We start from the raw sequence: 19,951 nt of genomic DNA, 5'->3' as shown, positions 1-19,951 counted from the left end.
GCGGGTTCCTTCAGGCGGGATCGCGGGAGAGGTCATCGACCGAGGCTTGCAGCGCAATCCGGTCCAACTGGGCAAAAGGCAGGGCGACGAAGGCCGCGATGCGGCGGCGAAGGGCCGCGTAGGTCTGCGCGAAAACCAGCCCCTTTTCTGCCTCGGTTCCGGTAGCTTTTACCGGGTCGGGCAACCCCCAATGGCCGCTGATCGGCTGTCCGGGCCAGGGCGGGCATTCTTCGGCCGCGGCGGTGTCGCAGACGGTAAAGACAAAATCCATCTTCGGGGCATCCGGGGTTTGAAATTCCGACAGATGCTTTGACCGCAGAGCGGACGTGTCATGGCCATTGCGGGCCAGCACCTCCAGCGCGAAGGGGTTCAGCTGCGAACCCGGGCGCGTTCCTGCCGAAAAGGCGCGGAACTGGCCCTGCCCAAGATCACGGAGCAGCGCCTCGGCAAAGACCGAGCGCGCGGAGTTGCCCGAACAGATGAAGAGGACGTTGAACGATTTTTGATCCATGTCGATCAGGTTCCGAAGGTGGGTCTGGCAAAGGGCGGGGCGGCCACGGCAGCAATCCATGACCAGATAGTCAACCAAGGCCCCGGTGCAGGCCAGATCGACGGAATAGAACAGGGACCGGCCTTGCCGTTCTGCCCGGATCAACCCGCAGCGTTCCAGCTCGGCCAGATGATGCGACAGGGTGTTCTGCACCATGCCGAGGGTCTGGGCGATCTCGGTCGGGCGTGCGCCTTGCGGGGCGAGGCGCATCAACATGCGAAACACCGACAGGCGGCCGGGGTGGCCGAGGGCGGCAAAGATTTGGGTGGCTGCAATCATTTCCATAAAACCGGAATAATGGAAATAATGTCACAGTCCAAGTGAACCTTTTGTAAAAGGGATTGATCCAGGTCATCGTCGCGTTCGGATGCGCGGGCAGACTGTGCGAAACGAACTGCGAGAGACGACCATGACCGCACCAAAGCTTCTTGGCGATCCCACGGCCTTCCTGTTTTTCACCGGCAAGGGCGGCGTGGGGAAAACGTCGCTCAGCTGCGCCGTGGCGCTGGATCTGGCCGATCGGGGAAAGCGGGTCCTTTTGGTCAGCACCGATCCCGCCTCGAATCTGGACGAGATGCTGGGTGTTACGCTTGGTGATCATCCGACACCGGTTCCCGGCGCGCCGAACCTGTCTGCGATGAACATCGATCCGGATCGCGCGGCCGAAGATTACCGCAGCCGCGTGCTGGATCAGCTTGACCCCACCACCCCCGAGGACGAACGCGCGACCGTCCGCGAACAGCTGTCCGGCGCCTGCACCATCGAGATTGCCGCCTTCGATGACTTTGTGGGCCTGCTGACCGACGGTGCGCCGGGTTTTGACCATGTGATCTTCGATACCGCACCGACTGGTCACACCTTGCGTCTTCTGAGCCTGCCAAAGGCCTGGAGCGGCTTTCTGGCCGAGAACGATCGCGGCGCCTCCTGCCTTGGTCCACATTCCGGGTTGAAGATGCAAGAGGACCGCTTCCGCGCCGCGCTGAAGGCCCTGGGCGATCCCGCGCGCACCTCGATCGTCCTTGTGACCCGCCCTGATCGGAGTGCGGTGCGCGAGGCGGATCGGACCTCGACCGAGTTGCGGGCTTTGGGGCTATCGAACCAGATGCTAGTGGTGAACGGGGTTTTCCAGACGGACAGCGCCGACCCGACGGCGGCGGGGCTGGCACGTGATCACGCCGCGGTGCTGGCCGCGCTGCCGCCGGATCTGAACCATCTGCCCCGCGCGCAGGTGCCGATGCGGTCCTTCGACATGGTGGGTCTGGCCGCGCTGCGCCGCCTGTTCACGGCCGAGGAAGCGCCCTCGACGCTTTCCGTCAGTGCCGAAGACCTGGACGGTCCGCGCCTGAACGCCCTGATCGACGATTTCGCAAAAGCTGGGCGCGGGTTGATCATGGTGATGGGCAAGGGTGGCGTCGGCAAGACGACCGTCGCTTCGGCCATTGCGGTGGGGCTGGTCCGGCGCGGCCATGACGTACATCTGACCACGACCGACCCTGCCGCCCATGTCGCACTGGTGGTCGATGGCGCGATGCCAGGTCTGACGGTTGATCGCATCGACCCGGTGGCCGAGGCCGACCGCTATGTCGAGAAAATCATGGCGACCAAAGGCCGCGATCTGGATGAGGCGGGCAGGGCGCTGATGCTGGAAGATCTTGCCTCACCCTGCACCGAAGAGGTCGCGGTCTTCCACGCCTTCGCCCGCATCGTGAACGAGGCGCGCAGCGCCTTTGTCGTGGTTGATACTGCGCCGACCGGCCATACGCTGTTGCTTCTGGATGCCACAGGTGCCTATCACCGCCAGATGACCCGCGATCTGGGTGCAAGCCCCGCGGGCCGGGTTGTGACCCCGCTGATGCGTCTGCAGGACCCGGATTATACCAAGATCATCCTGGTGGCCCTGCCCGAAACGACCCCGGTTTCGGAAGCGGCGCATCTTCAGGACGACCTGCGGCGCGCGCAGATCGAGCCATGGGCCTGGGTGATCAACCGCACCATGGCGGGCACCGGGACCACCGATCCTCTGCTGCGCCGACGCATCGCCGGAGAATCCCGGCAACTTGCCCGCCTGCGCGGTGGCTTGGCCCGTCGCCTGTACCTTTTGCCTTTTCTGGCGGAGCCGCCGGTCGGGATTGACCGCCTTGCCACCCTATCCTGACCGCCCGTTGCACCGCAGATGCGCCCTTGTGCCGCTGCGGTTTCGGCCTTCTGGTGCTGTTGCGCGACGCAGTCGCATGTGCTGTGATCACGGCACCTTCGGCTGTGGTGCGCGGGGGGGTGCCCGACTGACGGATTTCGTCTTCCTCGCGTCGGGCAAAGAAAGCCTTAGCCGGACCGAAAGCCCGGCCCCGGTCAGGCCGATCCGCGTTTGATGAATTTACCCGGCAGAAACACGTCGGTCGCATTGCGCCCGCCGTTATCAAGCACCCGCACCAAGGCGTGCGCCATCTCGGTTACCGGCTGGCGATAGGTGGTCAGGTCATAAGCCGGCGAGGCGGCAAGGGCCACGTCGTCAAAGCCGGTAACCGCAACCTCCGCGGGCACGGCCAAGCCCAGCTTGTGGCGTAGGGCGTCAATGGCCCCAAGGGCCAGGACGTCATTTTCGCAGACGATGACGTCAGGGCGAAGCGTTTCGTCCAGATCCGACAGATAGGTCGTGACGGCTTCACAGGCGAGCGCCATGCTGTAATCCGCAACGTGGATGACCGAAGGCGGCGGTGCGCCATGCGCTTCGGACCAGACGCTGAGGAAGGTGTCCTTTCGCATCAGGCGCGTTGACTCGGTATTCGGCCCGGCCAGAAAGAGTGGGCGCTTGAAGCCCTTCCCGAGCAGGTGGCGCGTAATTTCGGTCATGGCGGCAATGTCATCGCAGCCGATGGAAATGGTTCCGGGCGTGGTGCTGGCCCGCGCGAAGATGATAAGCTGTTTGACGCGCTTCGCGCCCAGTGCGGTGCGGCGGATTCCTTCGTCGAACTGGGTGCCGATGACCACTGCGGCGTCCACTCTCCGCTGGCTTGCGGTCAGCAACGCTTCCGGCGCGTCGCTTTCGCCCAGCATGTTGACGAGCAGGGTTCCATAGCCAGCCTCACGCAGAATCCGTGTCAGCCGTTCCAGCATCACCAGCTTGTGCGGGTTGTCGAAGTCATCGACCAGCAAGGCGACAAGATTGGACCTGTCTGACGCCAGCGATGCCGCCAGAAGGTCTGGGACATAACCAAGCTCGGCTGACGCCGCCATGACCTTGGCGCGGGCCTTTTCCGAGATGACCCCGTCTTTCTTGAAGGCGCGCGCGACAGTCCAGCGCGACACACCGGCACGGAGAGCGACGTCATCCGCCGTCACGGTTTCACGGGATTGCTCGTCCATGTCCTCACGTCCTCCAGCCTGCGACCATAGCAACGGGGGGATCGGTGGCAAGCGGCTTCGTGGGGATCGGCGCAGGAATTTGCACGCGCGTGCATAAAAGTGTTGCACGCGCGTGCAGTAATATGGAATGAATATTCCACGGGCCGGAGAATCGGAACGTCATCTACGGGAGGATCATGATGTTGAAGGTAGGCCTGCTTGGGGCAGGGCGGATCGCAGGTGTCCATGCGACGGCCATTTCCACGAACCCGGGTTCGACCCTTGTTGCCGTGTCGGACATCAATGCCGAGGCCGCGGGGAAGCTGGCTGTACAATATGGCGCCGAGGCGCGTTCGACCGACGCGATCCTGAACGACCCGGCCATCGATGCGGTGCTGATCGCCACGTCGACCGACACCCATTCCGACCTGATCGAACGTGCGACGGCAGCGGGCAAGGCGGTGCTTTGCGAAAAGCCGGTGGACCTTTCGCTGTCCCGCGCCCAGGCCTGTCTGACCGCGGCCGCGGGCACCGGCAAGCCGGTGATGATCGGCTTCAACCGCCGCTTTGACCCGAATTTCGCGGCACTGAAGGCCGCTGCCGACCGGGGCGAGATTGGCAAGGCCGAGCTTCTGTCGATCACCTCATTCGATCCGGCCCCGCCGCCGGTGGCATATATCAAGGTCTCGGGCGGGCTGTTCCGCGACATGATGATCCATGACTTCGACATGGCGAATTTCATCATGGGGGCGGCGCCGGTGACGGTTTCGGCCGTGGGCAGCAGTATCGTAGACCCGGCCATCGGCGCGGCGGGCGATGTGGACACGGCGGTCGTGACGCTGACCTATGCCGATGGGCGGATTGCGGTGATCAAGAACAGCCGCCGCGCGGTCTACGGCTATGACCAGCGGGTCGAGCTGCTGGGGTCCGAGGGCCTGCTGCAGGCGCAGAACATGCTGGAAAACACCGTGGTGAAATCGACGACGGCAGGGGTGGTGGGGGCCAAGCCCACTTACTTTTTCCTCGAACGCTATATGCCCGCCTATGCCGCGGAATGGGCGGCCTTCGTGACGGCCGTGATCGGTGGCGGTGCGCTGCCCGTCACGCTGGAAGATGGTGTCGCAGCCCTTGCCATGGCCGAGGCCGCGACGCGATCGGCCCAAACCGGCGCCCCCGTGGCGCTGGCTGAGATCCTCGGGGCCTGAACGCGCCCCGACACCCGATCCGGCACCGCCGGACACTGGGGCGGCAGGGGAGCGCCGCCCTTCCATGAACCTTCCAGGGAGGAAGACCAATGAAGAAACTGATCGCGGGCCTTTTGACGGCAACCGCCCTGACTGCGGCTGCGCCGGTTCTGGCAGCCGACATCATCGTCGTGGCCCATGGCCAGGCGAATGACCCCTTCTGGTCCGTCGTGAAGAATGGCGTCGAAAAGGCCGCCAAGGACACCGGGGCAAATGTGGAATTCCGTTCGCCCGAAACCTTCGACATGGTCGCCATGTCCCAGATGATCGACGCCGCGGCGAACCAGTCGCCCGATGGGATCGTCGTTTCGATCCCGGATGCTGATGCGCTTGGGCCGTCGATCCAGCGCGCCGTGGCGGCGGGGATCCCGGTGATCTCGATGAACTCGGGGTCGGACGTGTCCAAATCGCTGGGCGCGCTGCTGCATGTCGGACAGGATGAGGAATCCGCCGGCCGCGCCGCGGGCGAAAAGCTGGCGGAAATGGGCGGCAAGAAGGGCATCTGCATCAACCAGGAGGTCGGGAACGTCGCGCTCGATCTGCGTTGCAAGGGCTTTGCCGCGGGCTTTGGCGGGGAAACCAGCGTTCTTCCCACCTCGAACGACCCGACCGAGATCGAGGCCAAGGTCCGCGCCGCGCTTGAGGCCGACCCAGGCATCGACACCGTCATGGCGCTTGGTGCAGGCACCGCGGGCGAACCCGCCGTGGCCGCGGTGAAATCCATCGGCAAATCTGGCGCGATCCGCGTGGCGACCTTTGACCTGTCGGCAAGCTTTCTGGAATCGGTCAAGGCGGGCGATGCGGCCTTTGCCATTGACCAGCAGCAATTCCTGCAGGGCTATCTGCCGGTCGCATTTCTTTCGCTTTACGCCGATTACGGCCTGATGCCGGGCGGCAATGTGCCGTCGGGCCCGAACCTGATCACCGCCGACAAGGCCGGCCAGGTGGTCGAGCTGTCGGCGCAGGGCATCCGCTGATCGCAGCGCAAGGGACAGGGGCGGCGCGCGCCGCCCCTGTTGCCCCGAAGGAGGAGGAAGGACATGACCAACACCACCGACACTGCGTCTGTCGATGAACGCATCAAGGCCGAGCCGCTGCTGGCCCGTCTGATGAAACGGCCCGAACTGGGTGCCATCGCCGGGTTGGTGCTTGTCACCGGCTTCTTTCTGGCCACGGCGAGCGAGGCGATGTTCTCGCTCTCGGGTGTGCTGAATTTCCTGAGCCCCGCGGCCCAGCTGGGCATTCTGGCCATCGCGGCCTCGCTTCTGATGATCGGCGGCGAATTCGATCTGTCGATCGGGTCGATGGTGGCCTTTGCGGGCATGATCTTTGGCGCCTGTGTCGTCAATCTGGGCTTGCCGCTGATCCTGTCCATTCCGGTGACGCTGGCCTTTGCGGCGCTGATCGGGGCGGCGAACGGGTTGATCGTGCTGCGAACGGGGCTGCCCTCGTTCATCGTGACACTTGCGGGGCTGTTCATGCTGCGCGGTCTGTCGCTGGTGGGGCTGAAATGGATCACCGGCGGTTCGACCCAGTTGCGCGGCATCCGCGAAGCGGTCGAGGGCGACCTGCTGACCCCGCTCTTTTCCGGGGATGCCTTTGGTGGTCTCTTTGCCTGGCTGGCCCAGGCCGGGCTGATCGAGAGCTTCCCCAACGGCACGCCCAAAGTGCCGGGGATTCCGGTCGAAATCCTGTGGTTTGTCGGGCTTGCACTGGCGGCCACCTGGGTTCTGCTGCGCACGCCTGCGGGCAACTGGATCTTTGCCGCCGGGGGCGATGCGACGGCGGCGTCAAATTCCGGGGTGCCGGTGCGGAATGTGAAGATTGCGCTCTTCATGCTGACGGCCGCCTGTGCCGCACTGTTGGCCGTTATGCAGGTGATGGATGCCGGTTCCACCGATGCCCGGCGCGGATTTCAGAAGGAATTCGAGGCCATCATCGCAGCCGTCATCGGGGGGTGCCTGCTGACCGGCGGCTATGGGTCGGCCATCGGGGCCTTCTTCGGATCGGTGATCTTCGGCATGGTCGTGATCGGTCTGACCTATACCTCATTCGATCAGGACTGGTTCCAGGTCTTCCTCGGCGGGATGCTGCTTCTGGCCGTGATCTTCAACAATGCCATCCGCAAGCGTGTGACGGGGGAGCGCTGAAGATGTCCGAACCCATCATCAAACTTGACCAGATCGAAAAGCATTTCGGCAATGTGATCGCCCTGAATGGCGTGAGCTTCGATGTCCGCGCCGGGGAATGCCACTGCCTTCTGGGCGACAATGGCGCGGGCAAATCGACCTTCATCAAGACGATGTCGGGCGTCCACAGGCCCACCCGTGGCACCATCACCTTCGAAGGCCGGCCGATGTCGTTTTCCAGCCCGCGGGCGGCGATGGAGGCGGGGATCGCCACCGTCTTTCAGGATCTCGCCATGATCCCGCTGATGTCGGTGGCGCGCAACTTCTTCATGGGGCGCGAACCGACGCGGGGCTGGGGCCTGACCCGCCGCTTCGACGTGGAAAAGGCCAATGCCATCACCATGGCCGAGATGAAGAAGATGGGCATCAACCTGCGCGGCCCCGATCAGGCGGTCGGCACCCTCTCGGGCGGTGAGCGTCAGACGGTGGCCATTGCGCGGGCGGTCCATTTCGGCGCCAAGGTGCTGATCCTTGATGAACCCACCTCGGCGCTTGGCGTGCGGCAGACGGCCAATGTGCTGGCCACCATCGACAAGGTCCGCGCCCAGGGCGTTGGCGTGGTCTTCATCAGCCACAATGTCCGCCATGCCCTTGCCGTGGGCGACCGTTTCACCGTGCTGAACCGGGGCAAGACACTGGGCACCGCCCGCCGGGGCGAGATCACCTCGGAACAACTGCAAGACCTGATGGCCGGCGGGCAAGAGCTTGCACAGCTCGAAAGCACGCTGGGCGGCACGGTCTGACCAAGCCCTCCCTGCCGGGGCGTCTCCACCGCTTCGGCCCCGGGTGGTCCGGTCCCTCGGCCGGGCCACCCCCTTGATCCCTTTTCTGCCTGAAGGACCAGCCGATGACATTTTCCCTAGCCGCCTGCGCCGAAATGCTGTGGCGTGACCGCCCCATCGACTGGCGCGCCAGCCGATTGAAAGAGATGGGTTTCGGCGTTGGCTTATGGAACTGGCCTGCCCATGATCTGGACGCGCTGCAGCGCACGGGCGCCACGTTCACCATCATGAACGGATATCTGGAAGGGCGGCTGGCCGATGCCGAAGGGGCGGCGATGCTGCTGGCCTCGGCCCGCGAAACGGCGGCGGTGGGGCGGCGGCTTGGGGTGCAGCGCCTTAATCTCCATGGCACTGGGTTGGGCGACATTGGCATTCCGATCCCCCGGATCGGGTCGCATGCACCGGGGGCCGAACTTGTGGCCCGCGACACGCTCCACCGTCTTTGTGATCTGGGCGAAGAGATGGGGGTGGTCTTCACGCTTGAAAACCTCAACCCGATCGACCATCCGGGGTGCCCCTTCGGCTCCACCGAAGCCGTGCTTTCGCTTGTCTCCGCTGTCAATCGCCCGCAGCTGCGCATCAACCTTGATCTCTACCACACCCAGATCGGTGAGGGAGATTTGGTCCGGTGGTGTAAAGCATGCCTGCCCTGGATCGGTGAAGTTCAGGTGGCCGATAATCCGGGTCGCTGCGAGCCGGGCACGGGCGAAATCAACTACCGCGGCGTTGCGACGGCGCTGAAGGCCATGGGATATTCCGGCCCCGTCGGGATGGAGGCCTTTGCCCGGGACAACGAAGAGGTCGCCCTGGACGCATTCCGGAACGCCTTCACGATCTGATCTGAACAGAAGTAGCCGTTCGCAGTGAACCCGTGGACGGCTGCTTCAGCCCATGCCTTGGTGCCGATTTCCGAAGCTGCGCTGCCCTAGGCCCTGTTCTCATCCAGTGCCGGTATGCCTTGGCCGGTCGAGTTCTTGTCACTGTCCGCCCCACCGCTTCAGCGTCACCGGGGGCGTCCCTGCACAATCCGTCTGCCACAGATCGGGCGGAGAGGCGCCGGTCGCGCGGCCCGTCTTGTCCTTCGGTCGTGCTTGTATTGGCGGGCAGAGCCTGCAAACCTGCTTGGGTCATGACACAGCATCCCGAAGCAGACAGCGGCCGATTTTCCGGATTGTCCACCGCAGAGGCCAAGGCGCGGTTGGCATCGGAGGGACCGAATGAACTTCCTGCCGGTGATCATCGGACAGGCCTCGGCATCCTGCGGGATGTGGTACGCGAACCGATGCTCGCCTTGTTACTTGCGGGTGGGGTCATCTACGCCCTGCTGGGGGACATGCGCGATGCGGTGGTCCTGCTGATCTTTGCTTGCCTCTCGATCATCATCACCCTCGTGCAGGAATGGCGCAGCGAGAAAGTCCTTCAAGCCCTCCGCGACCTGAGCAGCCCGCGCGCGCTTGTCATCCGCGACGGGCAACGCCAGCGGATCGCGGGGCGCGAAGTCGTGCGCGGGGATCTCCTCCTGCTGTCGGAAGGCGATCGCGTGCCTGCCGATGCGCGGCTTCTGGCGGCGCAGGATCTGCAGGCTGATGAATCCCTGCTGACCGGAGAGGCGGTTCCTGTGCGCAAGCGTGCTGCCACCGACTCTAGGCCGGGCGCTTTTCTTCCGGGGGGCGACGATCTGCCGATGGTGTTTTCCGGAACCTTGGTGGTGCGTGGCACGGGCCGGGCCGAAGTCACCGCGACCGGCGCCGCAACCGAGATCGGCAAGATTGGCACCTCGCTTGCCACGATCGGCACCGAAAGCCCGCGGCTCTATGTGCAGACGCGAAGGATCGTCGCCATTTTCGCAATCGCCGGAACGGGGGTCAGCCTGCTGGTGGGCGGGCTTTATGCCTATCTGCGGGGCGACTGGCTGGAGGCGGTTCTTGCGGGGATCGCCATCGGCATGTCGATGCTCCCCGAGGAATTTCCTGTGGTATTGGCCATTTTCATGGCGATGGGCGCCTGGCGACTGTCACGTGCGCGGGTCCTCACGCGTCGGGCAGCCGCCATCGAAACACTGGGCGCGGCAACTGTCCTGTGCAGCGACAAGACCGGCACCATGACCCAGAACCGCATGGCGATCCGTCAGCTTCGCCTACCGGACGGACGGTCATTCGACCTTGATGCAGGGCCGGTTGCCGATGTCGCCGCCCTTCACCTGTTGCGCATGGGTCGGCTTGCCTGCGAGTCCCAGCCCTTCGACCCGATGGAGCAGGCCTTTCACAACACGGCCCCACCGGGCGAAGACCCGGCAGGGATGACTTTGCTCCGTTCTTACGGGCTGCGCCCCGGGCTGTTGGCCATGTCGCAGGTCTGGCGTGCCGCCGGAACCGGGCCGCATACCGTGGCCACGAAGGGCGCCCCCGAGGCGGTCGCGCTGCTCTGCGCCTTGCCAAGCCCGACGCGCGCGGCGCTGGCGGAGGCGGTCGATGCGATGGCGGGGTCGGGGCTCCGCGTTCTGGCGGTTGCGCAGGGCACGGTCGGCGCGGACCTTCCCGACCGCCAGCAGGACTTGCAACTGACCTATCTTGGCCTTGTGGGGTTGGCAGATCCGCTGCGCGAAAGCGTCCGGCGCGCGGTGGCGGAATGTCGTCGCGCGGGGATTTCAGTCAAGATGATCACTGGCGACTATCCCGCCACGGCCGCGGCCATTGCACGGGAGGCGGGTCTTGCAGGGAACGCGCCGCTGACAGGGCAGGATCTGGACAAGCTAGATGACGCGGCCCTAGCCGCACGGCTGAAACAGGGCGATGTTTTTGCGCGCATCATGCCTGACCAGAAGCTGCGCATCGTCACCGCGCTGAAGGCACAGGGGCAGATCGTCGCCATGACAGGCGATGGCGTGAATGACGCCCCCTCGCTCAAAAGCGCGCATATTGGCATTGCCATGGGCGGGCGTGGCACCGATGTCGCACGCGAAGCCGCAGCCATCGTGCTGCTGGACGATGATTTCGGATCCATCGTGCGGGCGGTTCGACTGGGGCGCCGTATCTATGACAACCTGCGCAAGGCCGTGGGCTTCATCGTCGCGGTCCATCTGCCCATTGCGGGATTGGCCGTCGCACCGCTGCTTTTCGGTCTGCCGGTCATACTGGGGCCAATCCACATCGCCTTTCTGGAAATGGTGATTGATCCTGTCTGCTCGCTGGTGTTCGAGGCCGAAGCCGAGGAACGCGATATCATGGATCGCCCGCCGCGCGACCCGGAAGAGCGGCTCTTTTCCCCCGGTCTGATCGGCTGGAGCGTGACGCAGGGCCTTGTGGCGCTGGTCGCCGTCACCCTTGTGATGTTCTGGGGCGCGCGGCAGTCGATGCCCGAAACCGAACTGCGCGCCCTGACCTTCTTCACGCTGGTCATCGTGATCGTCGCGCTGATCTTCGTGAATCGATCGTTCAAGGCTTCGCTCCGGGCCGCATTTGACCGGCCGAAACCTGCATTGCTTGTAGTTGTTGCCACGGTGGCGGGGATCCTTGCAGCCGCAAACCTTTTGCCTGCGGCACAAGACATCTTCCGCTTCGGACCGCTGCATCGTGATGATCTGATCATCACGGCGGGCGCGGGGCTGGCCGTGATGTTGGGTCTTGAGGCGATCAAGCCATTCTGGCACCGCCCACGGCGCGCGCCGAAACCGGGGCGGCGGCCCTGAGGGGCCTCGGCCATTTTCCGCCGCTCTGTCAGCGGGCCTGCAGATGCACAAGACGATGCGCCACCGACCGGCGCATGATGGCAATGGGTGACGAATTCATTTCGATTCCGAAGGTGGCTGCGCCTTTGCGGCCAAAACTGCAATTTCACGGGAAAGGATTGTTGATGCGCTTTCAGGGAACTCCATGCTGGTACGAACTGGGCACCACTGACCTGGACGCGGCCGGCGATTTCTACGCAAAGATCCTTGGCTGGACGATTTCAGACAGCGGGATGGTGGGGTTCGACTACCGTCTTGCCGGATGCGCTGGCGCGCAGGTGGCCGGCATCATGTCGAAGGTTGGTCAGGCCGGCGATCTGCCGCCGAACTGGCTCATTTACTTCGCCGCCGATGATTGCGACCGCACCGTTGCCGACATTACGGCGGCAGGCGGGACGGCCCTGACCGACCCTGCGGACATTCCTGGCACCGGCCGCTTTGCCATTGTGGCCGATCCGCAAGGGGCAGTCTTTGGCCTTCTGCAGCCCGACCTGACGCAGATGACCGCAGAGGAGATTGCAAAGGCCGAGGCGGGTCAGGGCGCCTTTGATCCGATGAAGATCGGGCATGGGAACTGGAACGAATTGATGTCGACCGACCCCGAGGCCGCCTTTGCCTTTTACGCCGCGATCTTCGGTTGGGCCAAAGGCGATACGATGGACATGGGCGCGATGGGCAGTTACCAGCTGCTGCGCCACAAAGGGGGCGATATCGGCGCGATCATGGGCCTTGGGGATGCGCCCGTGCCGGTCTGGCTGCCCTATTTCGGCATTTCGGGCTCTGTCGCAGCAAAGGCCGCGGCGATCACGGCGGCGGGCGGCACCGTCCATCAGAACGCGATGGAGGTGCCCGGCCCCGCTTGGATTGCAGTCGCGCAAGATCCGCAGGGCGCCTGGTTTGCGGTGGTCGGCCCCGAAGCGTGATCCTCCCGGAAGGCAAGCCACGCCCCGTATCGTTCCCGACCGAAAGGAGTGCAAAATGCAGAAGAACACCATTTGCCTTTGGTATGACAAAGAGGCCGAGGCTGCGGCTCGGTTCTACGCCAGCGTCTTTCCCGATAGTGCGGTGACCGCGGTGCACCACGCGCCCGGCGACTACCCCTCGGGCCAGGCGGGCGATGTGCTCACGGTCGAATTCACGGTGGCCGGGGTTGCGTGCCTTGGTCTCAATGGTGGACCTGCGTTCCGACATAGCGAAGCGTTTTCCTTTCAGATCGCGACAGAAGATCAGGAGGAAACGGATCGCTACTGGAATGCGATCATCGCCAACGGGGGCCAGCCGAGTGAATGCGGCTGGTGCAAGGATCGGTGGGGGATTTCATGGCAGATCACCCCCCGGGTGCTGACCGATGCGCTTGCCGCCGGCGGCGCAGAGGCAGAGCGCGCCTTCGCGGCGATGATGACCATGCAGAAGATCGACGTGGCGGCGATCACAGCCGCCCGACGCGGCTGAATTCGGCCCCCAGGTGGCCGCGCACCCCTTGCACATCTCGCCCCGCGGGGCCTGTGGCAACTGGTGTGCTGCCTTCGCAATCCGGGTCCCAAGACCGCCGGGCCGTCTTGTACAGCTGATGCAGGCCGCGCAGCCGCGCTGAGGGTGCAGAGCCTCTCTGTGCCACAGGGCAGGGCGTGATCCGGAATCCCGTCGCCCGCGTAGTCAAAGGCAGGAAATTGACGGGGCAGGGGCATGGCGGGACAAGACAACAGTTGCGGACCCGCAGGGCCCGTTGGCAGCGCCTTCACCTATCCGCTGGTCGGTCTTTACGCCCTCATGCTCTCTGCTGCGGGGTTGCCGCTCTACATCCACCTGCCGCAATTTGCGGCGGTCGAGCTGGGTATCAATCTTGGTGCCTTGGGTGTGATCCTGCTGGCGATCCGGCTTTTCGATCTGTTGCAAGACCCTGTCATCGGCTGGGCCATTGATCGCTGGCCCGGCGCCCAAGGGGCCTTTGCCGGGGCAGCTGCACTGGGGCTTGCTGCCGGGTTCCCCTTGCTTTTCGGGCTTGAGCGGGGCGAGGATGTGGCCCCGCGCCTCGTGGTCACCCTGCTGCTTCTGTATACGGCCTACAGTCTTGGCAGCATCCTGCTCTACAGCCGCAGCACGAGCTTCGCGCGCAGACCTGGCGCCGACGAACTGGTCGTGGTCGCCACCTATCGCGAAGGGGGCGCGCTTGCGGGCGTGCTTTTGGCGGCCATCGCGCCCGCCGCGCTGGTTGCTCTTGGGGCAGGGGCGTCCGGCTACCCGGCATTCGGCCTGGCCCTTGGCCTTGTCGCGCTAGCTGCAGCCCTGCTCTGTCGCCCGATCTGGCAGCGTCTTCCCCCTGCGGGTCAGGGCCTGTCGCTGGCCGGTCTTGCCGCCGCGGGCGGCGTGCGGCTTCTGGCGCTTGGGCTCGTCAATGGTCTGCCCGTCGCGATCACCTCGACGCTGTTTCTGTTTTTCGTCGAAGACCGTCTGGCGTTGAAGGGGACGGCGGGGCCGCTTCTGGTCTTGTTCTTTCTGGGGGCGGGGCTCAGCATTCCGGTCTGGAGCGCGATTGCGCGTCGGATCGGCCCAAGGGCCACTTTGGGTATCTCGATGCCATTGGCCATTGCGGCCTTTGCGGGTTCAGCCTTTCTTGGGGCCGGGGATTTTGCGGCCTTCGCGGTGATCTGCCTGATCTCGGGGGCAACGCTGGGTGCCGAGACCTTGTTGCTGCCCGCGATGTTTTCGGTCGCGCTGGCCCGGGCGGGGCTGCAAGCCTCGCTCGCCTTCGGGGTCTGGACCCTCGCGGGGAAGCTTGGCCTTTCGATTGCGGCCTTCCTGGTCATGCCGGTGCTGGACTGGAACGGCTTTCAACCAAACGGGCCGAACACCCCTGCCGCGCTTGACATGCTGACCTTCCTTTACGCGGTGCTGCCCTGCGGGCTGAAGGTCATCGGGACTGTGCTGGTCTGGCGGCTTCCGAAGGATGGTGCCGCCTGAAGGTTCATCCAAAGGCCAGTGCCCCCAGGTTTCGCAACCCGGGGGCATGCTTGTGAACGGATGTTCAGAAGAGGAAATCAGCCTCGGTCAGGGTGCCGACCAGCGTGTCGATCTGGAACACCAGATCCGGGGCTGCATCGCCATTGGTGAACACACTGACCACTGTCGCCCCGTTCACGAGATTGGTGACCACCGATCCAGCCCCATCCGACACGAGGGACAGGTGAAAATCCGTCTCAGGCGTCAGCGCGGTCAGGTCGATCTTGTCCAGCCCTGCCTCAAAGCGGACGATGTGATCTGTTCCCCCGACGGTATTGAGCGAATCTGCCGTTGTCACAAAGACGAAACTGTCGGATCCAGCCCCGCCATCCATCGTGTCGGCACCCGTGCCCCCGATCAGGATATCGGTTCCGTCATCGCCCCGCAGCAGGTCGTTTTCGGTGCCGCCATCCAGCGTATCATTGTCGGCGCCCCCAGACACGCGGTCTGCCCCTGCGTCGCCGAACAGCATGTCGGCGCCGATGTCGCCCGATACCAGATCATTCCCGGCGTCGCCATGCACCAGATCGCTGCCCGCTCCGCCAAAGGCACTGTCCTGATCGTCTCCGCCGGAAAGCGTGTCATTGTCACTGCCGCCATTCAGCACGTCATTGCCTGCATCCCCGTCAAGCTGGTCAGCCCCGGCGTCGCCGTCGAGCCGGTCAGCTTCGGTCCCGCCCGACATGCGGTCGCCGTCCGAGCCGCCAAACAGCGTATCTGCCCCCGCGCTGCCAGACAGCGTATCGGACCCGGTCCCGCCCAACAGGACATCGGCCCCTTCACGTCCTTCAAGCCGGTCGGCGCTTCCCGCACCGTCAAGCCGGTTGGCCCCGGCGTCGCCGGAGATCGCATCGGCCATGGATGAACCGGTCACATTTTCAAAGCCGTGGAAGGTCGTGGCGAAGCTGCGGCCGGTCACAAGATCGATGGTGTTGAAGACGCCCGGCACCGCAAAGGTCAATGGCAGAGCCGAGGCATCCAGCGTGTCGATCCCTGCGCCGCCTTCGTAATGATCTGCATCGACGCGGCTCTCAAAGCGCACCACATCGTTCCCCTCACCTGCATCCACGGTATCGTTGCCGCCGCCGCCGCTGATGGTGTCGTTCTCGGTGCCGCCCGACAGGTCGTCTTGCCCTGTGCCGCCGATCAGGCTGTCTGCGCCCGTATTTCCGGCAAGGCGGTCATCATTGTCGCCCCCGTCCAGCGTATCATTGCCGGTGCCGCCGTTGATCTGGTCATTGTGCAGCCCTCCGACCAGCGAGTCATTCCCCTCATCCCCAAAAAGGGTGTCGTTGCCCAGTTCGCCAAAGAGCGCATCATTCCCGGTGCCCCCGCGCAGCTGGTCTTGATCGTTGCCGCCAAAGGCCACGTCATTGCCGCTGCCGCCATCCAGAATGTCATTGCCACCCATGCCGAGCAGTCGGTCATGTCCCACCTGGCCCAGGATCACGTTTGCCACGCCCGACCCGGTCACGGTATCGGAAAAGGCGGTGCCGACGATGTTTTCGATGCTGATCAGGCGGTCGCCCGCAGCCAGGCCGCCCGATTGTGCGGCGGTCGACCCGAGGTTGACGATGATCCCGCTGCCCGACCGGCTGTAATCCACCGTGTCGGTATCGGCGCCCCCGTTGATCGTGTCGCGACCCTCGCCGGCGATGATGGTGTCATTCCCTTCTTCGCCGAAGATTTCATCATTGCCAGAGAAGAAGCCGACCAGAGCACCGTCGGTGATGCGGTCATTGCCGCTGCCCCCGAAAACGACATCGTCGCCATCCGAAATGGTGATGGTGTCGTTCCCGGCCAGGGCCGAAATCCGGTCATTCCGCAGGCCGGGGATGCCGAAGGTAAATGTGTCGTTCAAGGTGTTGGAGCCGGTGGTGCCGATGATGTCCGCCATGATCGTGATCCTTTCGGGATGCTGTGTTGCGATGGGTTCACTCTGCTCCGATGGCGGGGTGGGCGCTGTTCCCCGGGGAACAGGCTTGCAAGGGGCCGAAGGGGCGGCCAGCATGCGCGCACACGCAAAGGGGGAGCGGCACATGCGCGATCTGGCGACAAGACCGGGGTTCTGGCGGTCATTCGACCTGTTTTCCGGCCTTGACGTGACCGCCCTGACCGCCCTGTCGGCCCATGCCCGGACCTATCGCTGGCAGCCCGGCGAGGTTTTGTTCCAGCGGGGCGACCCCGGCGACTGGATGGTCGCCCTCGTGTCGGGGCGGGTGCGGCTGACCCTGCTGGCGCCCGGGGGACGCGAGCTTATCCTGCGGCATGCTGCGGCGGGCGATACGCTGGGGGAATTCGCGCTGGTCGATGGCGAGGCCCGCTCTGCCGATGCGACGGCGGTGATCAAGACAGAGGGCTTCATCATCGACCGTCCGCGCTTCGAAGCTTTGGCTGCGGCCCATCCTGCCTTGGGTCTTTCGGTTGCACGCTACTTTTGCCGACGTTTGCGCGACACGACAGAACAGCTGGAAGGGATTGCCCTGTATCAGCTTGAGGCCAGGCTTGCCCGGTTTCTGCTGTTCACGCTACGGCAGCTCAATGGGCCCGAGGTTCCTCCAAGTGCCGTACTGCGGCTTGAGATTTCGCAGGGCGAACTTGCCGCTGTTCTTGGAGCCAGTCGCCCCAAGGTCAATCGGGCGCTGCAGATGCTTGAAGCGGCCGGGGCCATCGAGCGGTCAGGCGGGGTCTGGGTGTTGGATCCGGTGAAGCTGGCTGCCAGCGCCGAGCCCGAGGCATGAGGGTCTGGCATGCCCTGACGCTGCTGCTGGTCGCAGGGTTAGCGGCGCTTCTGGCAGCGGCGCCTCAGCCGCTGGTCAACCTTCAGGAACGTCTGTTTGACCACATCCTGCCGGGCCCCACGGCTGCGCCGATTTGGGTTGTCGATATCGGCGCCATTGATGACGCCGGTGCCGAATGGACCCGCGCGGCGACGGCGCGGCTGGTGGCGCGCCTGTCCGAGGCGCACCCGCGGGTGATGGCGTTCGATATCCTGTTCGCCGGGGCCTGTGATGAACCTGCGACGCGGGATCTGGCGCGCGCGCTTGAAGGCCAGACCGTGGTGCTGGGCCTGCTTTTGTCAGACGTTCCCGGCCCGCGCCTTCCCGCCCCGTGGCTTGGCACTGCGGGTGCAGCTCCGCTTTGGCCTGCGCGTGGCGCCGAAATCCCTTGCCCGCAGTTTGCGGCCCATGACATCGCGGCCATGGCGCTGATGGGGGATGCGGATGCGAAGGTGCGGCGCGTTCCCGTCGGGGTGGCTGTTGACCGGCAGGCGGTGCCCGGCCTTGCGGTCGCGATGGCAGGTCGTGCCCTCGGGCGGATGCCCCTTGTCGGGCCCGGTTGGCTGCGCCTCGGTGACATGGCGTCCGTGCCCGCTGCCTCGGGGATGATCCGGGTCTTTCCGTCAGGTCCATCGGATTGGGCGGTGCGCACCGTTTCCGCGGCAGCGGTGCTGGCGGGCAAGGTTCGGCTGCCCGAGGGGGCGCTGATCCTTGTCGGGTCAAGCCTTCCGAGCCGGGGAGGTCTGCGGCCGACGGCCACAAGCCCGGTGACGCCATCGGTGCAAATTCAGGCAGATGCGGTGACGGCGCTTTTGTCGGGGCAGGTGCCCGATCGGCCGCGTTCTGCGCCCTATGTGGAGGGTGGCGCCCTCGCAGTGACGGCGCTTCTGACCCTGTTGCTGGTGATCCGCCTCGATCCGCTGCGGGCGGCCTTGCTGACGGTTGGCGGGGCGGTGTTCTGGTCGGGCGCAGCTGTCGCCCTGACCCGACAAGGGGTCTTGATCGACCCGGTGTTTCCCGCGCTCGGCTTGGCGCTTGTGCTGCTCTGCGCCCTGATCGGGCGCGCGGCGGCGCTGGCCCGTGCAGAGCGGGTGCTGCGCGACCGCATGGGTCAGCTCCTCCCTCCGGCTCTGGTCAGCCGCCTTGCCCGACAGCCACGCTTGATGCGCCTCGAGGGCGAAACCCGCGAAGTGACCGCGCTTTTTACCGATATCGAGGGGTTTTCGGCCGCTACGGCCCAAATGGGCGCGCAAGAGATGGTTTCCCGTCTGGATGCCTATTTCGGGCTGACCTGCGGCATCGTTCTCAGACATGGCGGGATGATCGACAAATTGGTGGGCGACAGCATCCACGCCTTGTTCAACGCGCCGCTGGATCAACCCGGCCATCCCGGCAAGGCTGTCGCCTGCGCGGCCGAACTCCTGGCGGCGACCGAGGCATTTTCCCGCGCACATGGCGGCTTTGGCCGCACCCGCATCGGGCTGGAATATGGGGCTGCGGTGCTGGGGGATGTCGGCTTCGGCACCCGCATCGATTATACCGCGCATGGTCCTGCGGTGAATCTTGCCGCCCGCTTGCAAGAGGCGAACAAGCAGCTCGGAACGCAGGTCTGCATCGGCCCCGCGCTGGCCGCGCGCGTTCCTGACCTGATCCCGCTGGGTGAGGTCGAGATCCGCAGCTTTGGGCGCCTTGCGCTGTTTACGCTCAGGGCCTGAGCCCGACCGAGGCAAAGGCCGCGTCGATCCGTGTGCGACCCCAACGTGCCACCGCCCCCGGGGCATCGCCGGGGGCCGCGATGTCAACGCCTTCGCCCGCCTGAAGGCTGCGGCGCTGTCCGCCTGCCGAAACCTCGACCGTGCCGCGGGCCACAAACACACCGTAGACGCCCTTCGACGGCCCTGCAAAGAACCGCGTGCCGCGTACACCGATCTGCCCAAAGGCGCTTTGTACCGTCAGGTCCAGTTTCGGCAGATCATCCGGTCGGTCAAAAACCATCGCGCCGCCGATGGTGACAATGCCGCCCAGGTCGGCACTGAAGCGATCAAGGGTGAAGCGGGTTTCAGGGCCGAGATGGATCTCCGTCGCCCGGAAGAGTTCCAGCGCCGCAGTCGAGGCGGCAAGGGTGCGGATGTCATCGCCTTCCATCAGCGGGTCTTTCGGGTGCAGTGCGGATTCAATTCCGGCGCGGCTGATCCGCGCCCGCCCCGTGAGCCCCAGCGTTGTGCCGATCGCGCTGCCCGCACGGGCCTGCCGCAGGCCAAGGCCAAGTGCCAGTGGCACCACCAACAACTGACGTCGCTGCAATGTCATGGATGCCCCCTTTTACGGCTGCCCGGC

General features: G+C 65.0%; 16 protein-coding genes. 12 read left to right on the top strand and 4 right to left on the bottom strand.

Annotated features, from left to right (window positions below; translation table 11 throughout):
• Window positions 1-10: 10 nt before the first annotated feature.
• Window positions 11-835 (bottom strand): metalloregulator ArsR/SmtB family transcription factor, encoded by an 825-nt coding sequence (locus tag IE101_RS14590; protein WP_189634585.1) that lies wholly within the window; start codon window positions 833-835, stop codon window positions 11-13.
• A gap of 124 nt (window positions 836-959) precedes the next feature.
• Here IE101_RS14590 and arsA point away from each other — a divergent pair, with 124 nt between their 5' ends.
• The gene (gene arsA, locus IE101_RS14585; RefSeq protein WP_189634584.1) at window positions 960-2,705 is read left to right on the top strand and encodes an arsenical pump-driving ATPase; all 1,746 of its coding nucleotides are present in this window, start codon (window positions 960-962) and stop codon (window positions 2,703-2,705) included.
• Between the two features lie 194 nt (window positions 2,706-2,899).
• On the opposite strand, the gene IE101_RS14580 is transcribed toward arsA, so the two are convergent.
• Window positions 2,900-3,913: a LacI family DNA-binding transcriptional regulator gene (locus IE101_RS14580; protein WP_189634583.1), complete on the bottom strand. Its 1,014-nt coding sequence runs from the start codon at window positions 3,911-3,913 to the stop codon at window positions 2,900-2,902.
• A 179-nt stretch (window positions 3,914-4,092) separates the two neighbouring features.
• On the opposite strand from IE101_RS14580, the gene iolG reads away from it, so the two are divergent.
• The 9 genes from iolG to IE101_RS14535 all read left to right on the top strand — a co-directional run bounded on the left by iolG (window position 4,093) and on the right by IE101_RS14535 (window position 14,795).
• Window positions 4,093-5,097, top strand: a complete 1,005-nt coding sequence (gene iolG / locus IE101_RS14575) for an inositol 2-dehydrogenase (protein ID WP_189634639.1) — start codon at window positions 4,093-4,095, stop codon at window positions 5,095-5,097.
• Between the two features lie 89 nt (window positions 5,098-5,186).
• Complete coding sequence (locus tag IE101_RS14570; protein WP_189634582.1) at window positions 5,187-6,113, top strand: sugar ABC transporter substrate-binding protein; 927 nt, start codon at window positions 5,187-5,189, stop codon at window positions 6,111-6,113.
• Between the two features lie 63 nt (window positions 6,114-6,176).
• Complete coding sequence (locus IE101_RS14565) at window positions 6,177-7,286, top strand: ABC transporter permease (protein WP_189634581.1); 1,110 nt, start codon at window positions 6,177-6,179, stop codon at window positions 7,284-7,286.
• Between the two features lie 2 nt (window positions 7,287-7,288).
• Window positions 7,289-8,068, top strand: coding sequence for an ATP-binding cassette domain-containing protein (locus tag IE101_RS14560; protein ID WP_189634580.1), 780 nt, complete (start codon window positions 7,289-7,291; stop codon window positions 8,066-8,068).
• Between the two features lie 104 nt (window positions 8,069-8,172).
• Window positions 8,173-8,946, top strand: a complete 774-nt coding sequence (locus tag IE101_RS14555; RefSeq protein WP_189634579.1) for a TIM barrel protein — start codon at window positions 8,173-8,175, stop codon at window positions 8,944-8,946.
• 290 nt (window positions 8,947-9,236) lie between these two features.
• Entirely contained in the window at window positions 9,237-11,795 is a 2,559-nt protein-coding gene (locus IE101_RS14550) for a cation-translocating P-type ATPase (RefSeq protein ID WP_189634578.1), read from the top strand.
• 164 nt (window positions 11,796-11,959) lie between these two features.
• A complete protein-coding gene (locus IE101_RS14545; protein ID WP_189634577.1) occupies window positions 11,960-12,757 on the top strand; it encodes a VOC family protein in 798 nt (265 codons plus the stop codon).
• 55 nt (window positions 12,758-12,812) lie between these two features.
• Window positions 12,813-13,286, top strand: coding sequence for a VOC family protein (locus tag IE101_RS14540; protein ID WP_189634576.1), 474 nt, complete (start codon window positions 12,813-12,815; stop codon window positions 13,284-13,286).
• Between the two features lie 234 nt (window positions 13,287-13,520).
• Complete coding sequence (locus tag IE101_RS14535; protein ID WP_189634575.1) at window positions 13,521-14,795, top strand: MFS transporter; 1,275 nt, start codon at window positions 13,521-13,523, stop codon at window positions 14,793-14,795.
• A gap of 64 nt (window positions 14,796-14,859) precedes the next feature.
• On the opposite strand, the gene IE101_RS20005 is transcribed toward IE101_RS14535, so the two are convergent.
• Window positions 14,860-16,731, bottom strand: coding sequence for a calcium-binding protein (locus IE101_RS20005; protein ID WP_189634574.1), 1,872 nt, complete (start codon window positions 16,729-16,731; stop codon window positions 14,860-14,862).
• Window positions 16,732-16,843: 112 nt separating this feature from the next.
• Here IE101_RS20005 and IE101_RS14525 point away from each other — a divergent pair, with 112 nt between their 5' ends.
• Window positions 16,844-17,575, top strand: coding sequence for a Crp/Fnr family transcriptional regulator (locus tag IE101_RS14525; protein ID WP_229804192.1), 732 nt, complete (start codon window positions 16,844-16,846; stop codon window positions 17,573-17,575).
• Complete coding sequence (locus IE101_RS14520) at window positions 17,572-19,329, top strand: adenylate/guanylate cyclase domain-containing protein (protein WP_189634572.1); 1,758 nt, start codon at window positions 17,572-17,574, stop codon at window positions 19,327-19,329. The genes IE101_RS14525 and IE101_RS14520 overlap by 4 nt, the downstream gene beginning before the upstream one ends.
• Here IE101_RS14520 and IE101_RS14515 read toward each other — a convergent pair.
• Window positions 19,319-19,924, bottom strand: a complete 606-nt coding sequence (locus IE101_RS14515) for a FecR domain-containing protein (protein ID WP_189634571.1) — start codon at window positions 19,922-19,924, stop codon at window positions 19,319-19,321. The two genes, IE101_RS14520 and IE101_RS14515, sit on opposite strands and share 11 nt — an antisense overlap.
• Window positions 19,925-19,951 lie beyond the last annotated feature (27 nt).

Origin of the sequence: Gemmobacter lanyuensis (assembly GCF_014652355.1) — a bacterium.
GTDB lineage: Bacteria > Pseudomonadota > Alphaproteobacteria > Rhodobacterales > Rhodobacteraceae > Gemmobacter > Gemmobacter lanyuensis.
Note: the sequence above shows the minus strand (reverse complement) of the source record. Positions and strands in the feature narration are given on the sequence as shown.